At 72.0% G+C, this 11401-nt stretch carries 7 protein-coding genes; 1 reads left to right on the forward strand and 6 read right to left on the reverse strand.

The window, feature by feature from the left end; translation table 11 throughout:
- Nucleotides 1–6: 6 nt before the first annotated feature.
- The 6 genes from ACIGXP_RS37795 to ACIGXP_RS37820 all read right to left on the reverse strand — a co-directional run bounded on the left by ACIGXP_RS37795 (nt 7) and on the right by ACIGXP_RS37820 (nt 10029).
- The gene (locus ACIGXP_RS37795; protein ID WP_399776225.1) at nt 7–1272 is read right to left on the reverse strand and encodes a DUF4157 domain-containing protein; all 1266 of its coding nucleotides are present in this window, start codon (nt 1270–1272) and stop codon (nt 7–9) included.
- A 439-nt stretch (nt 1273–1711) separates the two neighbouring features.
- Entirely contained in the window at nt 1712–1957 is a 246-nt protein-coding gene (locus ACIGXP_RS37800) for a hypothetical protein (protein ID WP_363213804.1), read from the reverse strand.
- A gap of 443 nt (nt 1958–2400) precedes the next feature.
- Nucleotides 2401–3321, reverse strand: a complete 921-nt coding sequence (locus ACIGXP_RS37805; RefSeq protein WP_399776227.1) for an EamA family transporter — start codon at nt 3319–3321, stop codon at nt 2401–2403.
- Nucleotides 3322–3444: 123 nt separating this feature from the next.
- Nucleotides 3445–5475 (reverse strand): ABC transporter ATP-binding protein, encoded by a 2031-nt coding sequence (locus tag ACIGXP_RS37810; protein WP_399776229.1) that lies wholly within the window; start codon nt 5473–5475, stop codon nt 3445–3447.
- Between the two features lie 664 nt (nt 5476–6139).
- Complete coding sequence (locus ACIGXP_RS37815) at nt 6140–6922, reverse strand: metallophosphoesterase family protein (protein WP_399776231.1); 783 nt, start codon at nt 6920–6922, stop codon at nt 6140–6142.
- Nucleotides 6919–10029 (reverse strand): FAD-binding and (Fe-S)-binding domain-containing protein, encoded by a 3111-nt coding sequence (locus tag ACIGXP_RS37820; RefSeq protein WP_399776233.1) that lies wholly within the window; start codon nt 10027–10029, stop codon nt 6919–6921. The genes ACIGXP_RS37815 and ACIGXP_RS37820 overlap by 4 nt, the downstream gene beginning before the upstream one ends.
- A 157-nt stretch (nt 10030–10186) precedes the next feature.
- Between ACIGXP_RS37820 and serC the strand changes: the two genes are divergently transcribed.
- Complete coding sequence (gene serC / locus ACIGXP_RS37825) at nt 10187–11305, forward strand: phosphoserine transaminase (RefSeq protein ID WP_363213798.1); 1119 nt, start codon at nt 10187–10189, stop codon at nt 11303–11305.
- Nucleotides 11306–11401: the final 96 nt, after the last annotated feature.

An 11401-nucleotide genomic window follows, 5' to 3' on the forward strand; every position in this document is an offset into this window, starting at 1 on the left:
CGGGCGCTAGGGGTTGAAGAGACCGTCCCCCTGGTTCCTGGTGCCCGGGCGGCCGGTCTCCACGAAGCGGCAGGCCGCGAAGTGCACGTCGCCCATGTCCTCGTGGAGGATGTCGCTCAGCAGGACGTCGCCGTCGAACACGATCGAGTGTCCGGCGAGCCGTTGGTCGGTGAGTGTGGCCACGTGGATGACGGTGGCCCCCGGGGTTCCCGGGTCGAGTTCGACGTCGTAGCCACCGGCGACGGGCGTGGCCACCACCGGATTGCCCCTGATGGTGAGCCCGGCGGGATAGGAGATCCGGTAGTTGGACACGCTCCGGCCGCCCACCACCGTGCGTGCGGCGCCGGCCCGTTGGCCCTGCTCCACGCTGCCGCCCTGGTTGTTGCCCTGCTCCACGTCTCCGCCGAGATCGTCCGGGACGGTCTGCCCGTGCACCGTGTAGAAGTGCACCCTCGTCCCCCTGGGCACCCGGAAGTAGCCGTCCACCCTCTCCCAGCCGCCGTGACCGCTCAGGACGAGGCCGTCCGCGCGGGCCGGGGCGGTGTTGTCGGCGAACCAGTCGTCGTTCGGGTCCTGGTGGGTGATCGCGGGGCGGTTTCCCGACTCGACCACGCGCTGGACCGCGGGCTGGGCGGGCGACGGCTCCCCGAGGGCGGGCGGCGCGGCGCGCTGCACGGGCGGACCGGCGGACATGGCCCGGCGCGCGTTGGCCTCCGCCTCGCGTTCGAACCGGTCGGAGGGGTCGGAGACCTTGAGTCCGGCGCCGTTGTCGGCGCCCGCGACCGGGCCGGTGCGCTGCTGGATGACGTGGGTCAGCTCATGGGCGAGCGTGTGCTTGTCGCCGCCACCGGCGCCGATGACCACATGGCTGCCCGAGGTGTAGGCGCGGGCCCCGATCTCGGCGGCGGAGGCTCTCGCCGCGGCTCCGCTGTGGATGCGTACGTCGGAGAAGTCGGCGCCGAGGCGTGCCTCCATGTCGGTGCGGGTGGCGTTGTCGAGCGGCTGCCCCGGCCCGCGCAGGACGTCGTGCACCGCGGACCGCTGCACGGCGGATCGGTCCCCGGCCTCACCGTGCTCGTGGCCGGCGGCCCGCTGCTCCCCGTCCTCCTCGGCGAGGTGCCCCGCCGCGCGGAGCCTCTGCACCACGGCCGCGTTACCGATGGTGCCCTGCAGACCCATGAGCGGGGAGAGCGCGGGCTCTTCGGAGGCCCGGCCTCCCTTCACCCGCCGCCGTTCGCGCTTGGGCTCCCTGGATGTGTCCTTTGCTCGCACAGACCTACTCCCCACGCAGGATTCGACGTGACCTGACTACCGGCCGCACCACCGTGGGCGCCAGGTCCGCAGGGGCAGAGTCCACTGCGCGCGAGGGCAGCGTGCGCAGCCGTTCAGGCGGGCGGCATCGGCCGGTGACGCCGGAGACTCGGCGTCGAACGGGCCCGGAAGGACTGCGGGTTGGCGAAGTGGGTGGGGATGAGGGAAAGCTGTTCCCCTTGCCGTGCAGGAACGCACGGACGGCTGAGCATGGTGACGCGCCCGGCCGAAACCGTGGGCGCGGGCGTGGGGTTGTGGTCGGCAGGGCGGTCGGGAAGAGGGATCCTGCCCCTGTTCCCGACCGCCCTGGGGGTGGGTGGATGGGTGGACTTCTTGCATGTGCAGTTGTGCAGTTGTGCGGTTGTGCGGTTGGCGGGCAGGAACTACCGCCGTGTGTCCGTCAGTTGCAGAAGTTGAGCAGGTCGAGGAGGCCGTTGCCGCACTGGAAGTGCTCTCCGTCTCCGCCGCCGCCGCCGTGGCCGTAGGCTGGGGCGGCCTTCGTGGCGACGTGCGTGGCGGGCGTCGCGGCCACGGCGGATGTGGCAGTTGCCACCCCCGCCGCACAGGCGATGCCCACGGCGGCACTGACCGCGAAGACTCGCGGAATCCGGGAAACGGCCTTCTTGAGCTGAGGTGTAGTGTTCATGAACTCACCATGCACACCCTCGCAACCCGTTGCCCGTCGAGCGCATCCGAGCGGGTGAGCGGCCCCGGGCACGGATCGCAAGCCGCTTCCGGGGACACCCCGGACCCGGTCGACCGCGATACGCAAAAAGCCTGGTCAGCGGCGGTGTTGAGGCTTTCGTCGGGCACGTCTGCCGGCTCGCCTGCACCCGAAGGCGTGAACTGAACTCGCCGTGGGGCAAGTAGGGTTGCCGCACGCAGTGCGGGTCATGCGGGCATACGGCGACGATCAGTCGGCCGCGCCCCGGCGAGAGCAACGGCGCGCTGGAGTTCACGGAACCGCGCGGGCCGCCCGCGGTGTCCTCCGGAGTTCACCCGGCGCCGAACACCGTCCGCCTGCGCGCCGTATCCCTCCTTCCGCCGGCGGGCCGATCGGCTCCGATCGCGGGTCTTCGCCTTGCAGGGTTACGGCGAAGGTGAAGAACGTGCAGTGCCCACCTGGGTGCGGACCGCGCCGATGCTTGCTGCGATGACCAGGGCGATGGCGCCTGCCTCCGGCAGGGACAGGGACTGACCGAGGATGAGGAAGCCGGCTGTTGCCGCGAGCGCCGGTTCGAGGCTCATCAGGATCGCGAAGGTGGAGGCGGGCAGGCGGCGCAGGGCCAGGAGTTCGAGGGTGTAGGGGAGGACCGAGGAGAGCAGGGCCACTGCGGAGCCGAGGGCGACGGTGGTGGGGTTCAGGAGGCGGGTGCCGGCCGAGGCCAGGCCGATCGGGAGGAAGAGGAGGGCAGCGATCGCCATGGCCAGGGCCAGGCCGTCCGCCTGGGGGAAGCGGCGGCCCGTACGGGCGCTGAAGAGGATGTAGAGGGCCCACATGGCGCCGGCGCCCAGGGCGAATGCGACACCTATGGGGTCGAGATTGCCGAAGCCTCCGCCGCCCAGCAGGAAGACGCCGAGCAGCGCCAGTCCCGCCCACAGCGCGTTGATCGCGCGGCGGGAGGCCAGGACCGAGAGGGCCAGGGGGCCCAGGACCTCCAGGGTGACCGCCGGACCCAGCGGAATGCGGGCCACCGCCTCGTAGAAGAGGCCGTTCATCGCGCCCATGGTGATACCGAACGCGGTCACCGTGCCCCAGTCGTTGCGCGAGTGGCCGCGCAGCCGGGGGCGGCAGACCAGGAGGAGGACGACGGCCGCCGCGAGAAGGCGGAGGGTGACGACACCGAGTGCGCCGGCCCGCGGCATCAGCGTCACCGCGAGGGCGCCGCCGAACTGGACGGAGATGCCGCCGGACAGGACCAGTCCGACCGGGCCGAGCGAGCCGAAGCGGCGCGGTCCCGGGACAGGGGTGACCGGGGTCTGCGTGGTGGTGCTGGAGGTGGCGGTCACGGGCGGTCCTGGTGCTTGATCGAGTTCGTTCATCGCGATGTACTACCAGGTCCAGGGTAATGGACTTCGACAGGAGCGTAAACCCTTTACGGCACTGTCCCGGATGGTGGGACTCCGGCGCGGTCAGATCCCCGGCCCGACCTGCTCGTCGCGGAAGAGGGGACGGCCGTCGGCGAGGTACGAGGGGACGCTTCCGTACGGCTCTTGGGCGGGCGGGGCCCAGGGGCCTGCGGGTGCGTGGGTCCCATGGCCGGGCGCCGGGGGGTGCCGGTGCGGGTCCGGGTGCGGCTGCGAGTGCGGGTCCGGCTGCGGCTGCGGCTGCGGCTGGACGTCCTCCCACAGCGGCATGCGCAGCTCGCCGGTGTCCATCGTCGCGTTGTTCTGCGAGCGGTGCAGCCGTGCGTAGGCCCCGCCGCGGGCGAGGAGTTCGTCATGGCGGCCGATCTCCACGATCCGGCCCCGGTCGACGACGAGGATGTGGTCGGCGTCGGGGGCGAGGTTGAGATCGTGAGTGATCATGATCGTCGTACGGCCGGCCATCAGGCGGCGCAGGGGTTTGACGACGCGGCGGGCGGCCATCGCGTCCAGGCCGGTGGTCGGCTCGTCCAGGACCAGGACGGGGGAGTCGCGCAGGATGGCGCGGGCGATGGCCAGGCGCTGGAGCTGACCGCCGGACAGGCGGGCCGAGTGGGGGTCCACCTGCGTGTCGTAACCTTCGGGCAACCGCACGATGAAGTCATGGGCGTCCGCCGCCTTCGCCGCCTCCTCGATGGCCTGGTCGCTGGCACCGGGCCGGCCGCAGGCTATGTTGGCGCGCACTGTGTCGTGCAGCACCAGGGTCTCCTGGGGCAGCAGTGTGACGTACTCACGCAGGCGGGCCAGCGGGAAGTCGCGCAGGGGTACGCCGTCCAGAAGGATGTCTCCGCCGTCCGGGTCGTAGAAGCGGAGCAGGAGCTTGGACACCGTGGACTTGCCCGCGCCGCTCGGGCCGGTGACGATCACCAGCTCGCCGGGGTCGACCGCGAAGGTCAGGCCCTTGAGGGCGGTCTCCTCGGCGCCCGGGTAGCGGAAGGTCACGTCCCGGACCTCGACGGTTCCGTCCGGGCGGCCCGCACCGGAGGGGCGCCGCGGGTCGGTGACCGAGGGCCGGACGTCCAGGATCTCGATGAGCCGCTCGGCGCCCGCCGTGGCGGCGGTGACGGTGAGGCCCAGCTGGGCGAGGCCGCGTACCGGCGGATAGAGGTAGCCGAGGAAGGCAGCGAAGGCGAGGAGTTGGCCGAGGGTCATCCGGTCCGTGGAGATCTCCCAGGCGCCGATGCCGGTCACGGCGAGCACGCAGACCGTCTCGATGACCTGGACGAGCTGTTCATAGGCCTCGTTCAGGCGGGTGGAGCGGACCGAGGCGCGGAACCAGGCGCTCGCCTCCTCGTGCAGCCGGCGGCGCTCGGCGTCCCGGCGGTCGTAGGCCTGGGTGAGCACGATGGTGCCGAGGGACTCCTCCACCACGGAGGTGATCGCGCCGTCGGCGACCCGGCCCTCGCGGGAGACATCCTTGATGGAACCGGTGAAGCGGCGGGCGGCCAGCCAGAACAGGGGCGCGAGGACGAAGGTGGCGGCGGCCAGGTCCCAGCGCAGCCAGAACGCGGCGACCGCGTAGAAGAGGGCGGAGAAGGCCGCCGAGGCGGCACCGACCAGACCGGACACGACCATCGTCTCGATCGCCTCGACGTCGCTGGTCAGCCGGGAGAGCAGATCGCCCTGGCGGTGGCGTTGGAAGAAGTGCGGGGGCAGTTGCTGGACGTGGTCGAAGACGTGCTCGCGCAGCCGCATCACGAACCGCTCGGTCGCCCAGGCGGCGAGGGAGTTACCGGTGTACGCGACGAGCGCGCCGAGCACCGCGATGCCCAGCCACTTCGTCGCCGGGCTCCAGAACGCGGCCAGTGAGCCCTTCTGCAGGGCGTGGTCGGTGAGGTCGCTGAACAGCAGGATGGCCTCGGTCTCGGCGAGCGCGGCGAGCACCGTGCACAGCCACACGAGCAGCAGCCATTTCCTGAGCCCTTTTGTCAGCGGCCAGAAACGACGGAACGCCGTGCGGGCGGAAATTCCGGGGGTCTCGTACTCGAACTCGTCACCCTCATCACTCCCGCCCGTCATTGAATTCCCCCGCCAGTCATTTGATTCTCCTCTCGAATCAGCTTCCGCGAATCAGCTTCCCTGAATCACCTTCCGAGAAGAAAGAGAAAGGGGGCCGACGGTGCACCATCGGCCCCCTTCGGCTCAGTGCCGGATCAGTGGCCCTGGCCGGGCAGCGGCTTCGGCGCGTGCTTCCTCTTGGGCTTCGGCGGAGGCGGCGGGGGCAGCTGCTTCTTCGGCTTCGGGGGCAGTGGGGCGAGCTTCTTGAGACTCATTCCGACTCCTAATGTCGTACTGTTCGTGGGTGGTGCCGAATTCCGCGTCCGGAACCCGTCAGCAATGAACTTACACGTCATCCGGCGGCTCGAACGGCAAAAATTGCAAAGGGGCGCTGTGAATACCTGGGGAAAAGCTGAGAGACGCCATCCGAACCTGAGAATTCTCTGATGAAGCTGAGAGCAGCCTTGGTCGTCCGCCCCTGTGCGGGGACGCGCGGGTCCGCTTCGGGCCCGCCGGGGACCTGGCGAGCCGCGGTGACGTGTGGCGGGCAGCCGGGCGAGGGATGTGTCCTTCCTCGTGGACCGGTTGACGTCCCCTCACCCGGCGTGGCGCTACACCCGGATGATCGACCCCCGGCACCGGTGCGGGTGCCGTGCCGCCGCCGGTGCGGGTGCCGGTGGGATGGTCATGTCCGCCCGCACGCGGAGCCCTCCCGCCCGTCCTTGGGCCCCCACGCCGCCAGCACCTCGGAGTCGGTCGCCCGGGCGTGCAGGTAGTAGTCGGCCCACTCGGCGATGTCCGGGTAGGCGCACTCCGCGGCAAGCCGGGCGACGGCCGCCGGAATGTCGTACGGCGTCACCCGCAGGTCGGCGCCGGGGCCGAGGAGGCACCAGTGGGCGCCGGGGCGGCCGTAGGGCATGCCGACGCTGCCGGGGTTGACCACCAGGCGGCCGTGCGCGAGGCGGACGTAGGGCATGTGGGTGTGGCCGCAGACGACCGTGCCGATGTCGGGCGACAGGCCGGTGAAGACCTCCGACCAGCGGGCCGGGCGGGAGTCCACCAGGACCAGTTCCTCGTCGTCGCGCGGGGTCGCGTGGCAGAACAGGACCGTGCCGAGGCCGCGGACGCGCAGGGTGAGGGTCTTCGGGAGGGCCGCGAGGAAGTCCACCTGGTCCTCGCGCAGTGCACGGGCCGCGAACGGGCCGATGGGGTCGGGTATCCCGGAGCGCTCGCCGCGCCGGTACTCCACCAGCTCCCGGTCGGCGTTCCCCGCGAGCCACAGCACCCGGTCGCCCTGCTTCCGCAGCAGGTCCAGGACCTCGGCCGGCTGGGGGCCCGCGGTGATGTCGCCGGTGAGGACGATGCGGTCGGCGGCGGCCACCTCGGGCTCCGCGAGGACGGCCTCCAGGGCGGGCAGTACTCCGTGGATGTCGGAGAGGACCGCCAACCTGCCGTATTCGTACGTCACCTACTCCTCCTCGTGTCCTTGTCGTCCAGCGCCCGCGCCAGCACCTCTGCCAGATGCAGCCCCCGCACCCCGGCCAGCTGTTCCAGTTGGGTGCGGCAGGAGAAGCCGTCGGCCAGGATCACCGTCCGCGCGGGTGCTTCACGGACGGAGGGGAGGAGTTGATCCTCCGCGCAGGCTCTCGACACCTCGAAGTGGCCCTTCTCGAAACCGAAGTTGCCCGCGAGGCCGCAGCAGCCGCCGCTCAGCTCGCCGGTGAGGCCGGCGGCCTCGCGCAGCCGGCGGTCGGGGGCGTCGCCGAGTACCGCGTGCTGGTGGCAGTGGGTCTGGCCGGCGACCGGGCGGCCGACGACGGGAGGGGTCCAGTGCGCGGCGTGCCGTTCCAGAGTCTCAGCGAACGTCTCGACCAGCGAGGCGAGTCGGCCTGCCCGGGGATCGTCGGACAGCAGCTCGGGCAGGTCGGTGCGCAGAGCGGCCGCGCAGCTCGGTTCCAGGACGACGACCGGGACGCCGGCCCGCAGCACCGGCTCCATGAGGTCGAGCGTGCGCTTGAGGACGCTGCGGGCGCGGTCGAGCTGGCCGGTGGAGACATAGGTGAGGCCGCAGCAGACCTTGCCCCGGCGGGCGGCGAGGAGTGCGGTGGCGGCCCGGGTGCGGCCGTCTCCGATTGCTCCCCGGCGGGGCCGGAGGGTGGGCGGGAGGGTCACGCGCAGGCCGGCGGCCTCCAGCACCCGGACGGCGGCCCGGCCGACGGACGGGGACAGATACTCGGTGAAGGTGTCCGGCCAGAGGACAACCAGATCACCCGGCCCGGACCCACCGACCTCCGGCATCGAACCACCCGCTCCCGGCGACGGACCACCCACCACCGGCGCCGGACCACCCGCTCCCGGCACGGAACCACCCGAGCCCGGCCGCGGACCGCCCGACCCCGGCATCGAACCACCCGCTCCCGGCGACGGACCACCCGCTCCCCGCACGGAACCACCCGAGCCCGGCCCAGAACCACCCGACCCCGGCGCCGGACCACCCGAACCCCGGCCCGGTTTCCTCCGCCCCCACCAGCCGGTGAACGTCTCCGTCGCCAGTCGGGGGACTTCCCGCTCTGCCGCGATTCCGCCCAGCCGCTTGCCGGCGCGGGCCAACGCTTCCACGGAGGCAAGGGCGTTGAGCAGCGGGGCCGTGTGTGTGCGGGCCACCCAGCGCAGCCACTGCGGCAGGCGGCCCATGCCGAGGTGGGCGGCGGGGCGACGACGGCCGGCGTAGTGGTGGTGCAGGAACTCCGCCTTGTAGGTGGCCATGTCCACGCCGACCGGGCAGTCGGAGCGGCAGCCCTTGCAGGAAAGGCACAGGTCCAGGGCGTCGCGGACCTCCGTGGACCGCCAGCCGTCGCCGATCAGTTCGCCCGCGAGCATCTCGTGCAGCAGCCGGGCCCGGCCGCGTGTGGAGTGCTCCTCCTCGCCGGTCGCCCGGAAGGACGGGCACATCACGGCGGGGCCGGCCGCCGTGGTCGTACGGCACTTGGCGACGCCGACGCAGCGGCGGACGGCCGCGCGGAAGTCGCCGTCGTCGGCCGGGTAGCCGAAGGCCACGTCGACGGGTCCTCGCGGCAGCACGGAGAAGCGGAGGTTGGCGTCGAGCGGGGCGGGGCGGACCAGCATGCCGGGGTTGAGCAGGTCGTCGGGGTCCCAGACCGCCTTGGCCCGCTCGAAGAGCCGGACCGTCTCGGCGCCGTACATGCGCGGCAGCAGCTCGGCGCGGGCCTGCCCGTCGCCGTGCTCCCCGGACAGCGAGCCGCCGTGCTCCACCACCAGGTCGGCCAGTTCCTCGGAGAAGCGGCGGAAGCGGCCGATGCCGGTCCCGGTGAGCAGGTCGAAGTCGATACGGACGTGGATGCAGCCGTCGCCGAAGTGGCCGTACGGCGTGCCGCGCAGGCCGTGGGCGGACAGCAGGGCGCGGAAGTCCCGCAGATAGGCGCCGAGCCGGGCGGGCGGCACCGCGCAGTCCTCCCAGCCGGGCCAGGCCTCACTGCCGTCCGGCAGCCGTGTGGCCGTGCCGCTCGCGTCCTCGCGGATGCGCCACAGAGCACGCTGGGCGGCCGGGTCCGTCACCAGCAGGGCGTCGACCACGTCGGCCGCGCGGACGATGTCCTCCGCACGCGCGCGTGCCTCGTCCGCCGACGCCCCGCCGGTCTCCACGAACAGCCAGGCACCCCCCTCGGGCAGTCCGGCCGGCGAGCGCACCAGGTCGGCCGCCATGCCCTCCACCGTCAGCGGGCCGAGCGGCAGCAGCCCGGCGGCGGCCTCGGCGGCGGCGCTCTCGTCGCCGTACGCCAGCACGGCCAGGGCACGCGCGCGTGGGGCCTGCACCAGCTGGACGACCGCCTCGGTGAGGATGCCGAGGGTGCCCTCCGAGCCGCAGAAGGAGCGGGCGACGTCCGCGCCCTTCTCGGGCAGCAGCGCGTCCAGCGCGTATCCGGAGATGCGGCGGGGCAGGTCCGGGAAGCCGGTGCGCAGGCGGGCCAGTTCGCCCTGCGCCAGCTCGCGCAGCCCTTCCGGTGCGCCCGCCCAGCCCTGTCCGAGCCGCAGCCGTCGTCCCCGCGCGGTGACGACGGACAGCTCGCGCACGCTGTCCGCGGTCGTCCCCCAGGCCACCGAGTGCGAGCCGCAGGAGTTGTTGCCGATCATTCCGCCGAGCGTGCACCGGCTGTGGGTGGCGGGATCCGGACCGAAGCGCAGCCCGTGCGGGGCGGCGGCCTCCTGGAGCCGGTCGAGGACGAGCCCCGGCTGTACGACGGCCGTGCGGGTGCCCGGGTCCAGCTCCAGCAGGCCGTTCATGTGCCGGGTGAAGTCCAGCACAACGCCGGTGCCGGTCGCCTGTCCGGCGATCGACGTGCCCCCGCCGCGCGCCACCACGGGCACCCCGCGCGCCCGGCAGACCTCCAGCGCGGCGGCCACGTCGTCGGCGTCCGAGGGGGCGACCACGCCCAGCGGGACGCGCCGGTAGTTGGACGCGTCCATGGTGACCAGCGCCCGGGAGGTGGTGTCGAAACCGACCTCGCCCCGGACGGCGCCGCGCAGCTCCGCTTCGAGACCCGAGTGATCCGTCATGCGTCCAGGATGCATCCGCTCACGGACAGTCACCGAGAGTTTTCCACAGCCCCGCCCATGTCGTCGTACTACTTCACAAGTCCACGGTCCGGCGGTCTTGTCTCATCCGACGGACGCGGTTGCGCCCGGTTTGGCCCAGCGGGATACCCTCCGACTCGTGGCCGACATCCAGATCCCCGCTGACATCAAGCCCGCCGACGGACGTTTCGGCGCTGGCCCCTCCAAGGTGCGCACCGAGGCGCTGGACGCCCTCGCCGCCACTGGTACGTCTCTCCTGGGCACCTCGCACCGCCAGGCCCCCGTCAAGAACCTGGTGGGCCAGGTCCGTGAGGGCATCAGCTCCCTGTTCTCGCTCCCCGAGGGCTACGAGGTGATCCTCGGCAACGGCGGCTCGACCGCCTTCTGGGACATCGCCACCCACGGTTTGATCGAGAACAAGTCCCAGCACCTGAGCTTCGGCGAGTTCTCCTCGAAATTCGCCAAGGCCGCCAAGCTGGCGCCCTGGCTGGCCGAGCCGACCGTCGTCTCCACCGACCCCGGCACCCACCCCGAGGCGCGGGCCGAGGCGGGCGTCGACGTCTACGCCTTCACCCACAACGAGACCTCGACCGGCGTCGCCATGCCGATCAAGCGGGTCGAAGGGGCCGACGAGGGCGCACTCGTCCTCGTGGACGCGACGAGCGGCGCGGGCGGCCTCCCGGTCGACATCGCCGAGACCGACGTCTACTACTTCGCCCCGCAGAAGTCCTTCGCCTCCGACGGCGGCCTGTGGATCGGCGTCTTCTCCCCGGCCGCGATCGAGCGCGCCGAGCGCATCCACGCGTCCGGCCGCCACGTCCCGGAGTTCTTCTCGCTGCCGACCGCGATCGACAACTCCCGCAAGAACCAGACGTACAACACCCCGGCGCTGGCCACCCTCTTCCTGCTGAACCAGCAGCTGGAGTGGCTCAACGGCCAGGGCGGCCTCGCCTGGTCCACGGCCCGCACCAAGGACTCGTCCAGCCGCCTGTACACCTGGGCGGAGGAGTCCAAGTACGCCACCCCGTTCGTCACCGACCCGGCCAAGCGCTCGCAGGTCATCGGCACGATCGACTTCTCCGACGAGATCGACGCGGCCGCCGTCGCCAAGGTGCTGCGCGCCAACGGCATCGTGGACACCGAGCCGTACCGCAAGCTCGGCCGCAACCAGCTGCGCATCGCGATGTTCCCGGCGATCGACCCGGCGGACGTCGAGGCGCTGACGAAGTGCGTCGACTACGTGATCGAGAAGCTCTAGCTGTATTGATCACGAGCGTTGTTAACGCTGGTCGGGCTTGATCATGGCGAAGACCTCCGGTGTGGTGGAGGTGTCGAGTCTTCACCGCGCGGAGGT

It is taken from the genome of Streptomyces sp. NPDC053069 (assembly GCF_044546895.1).
Taxonomy (GTDB): domain Bacteria; phylum Actinomycetota; class Actinomycetes; order Streptomycetales; family Streptomycetaceae; genus Streptomyces.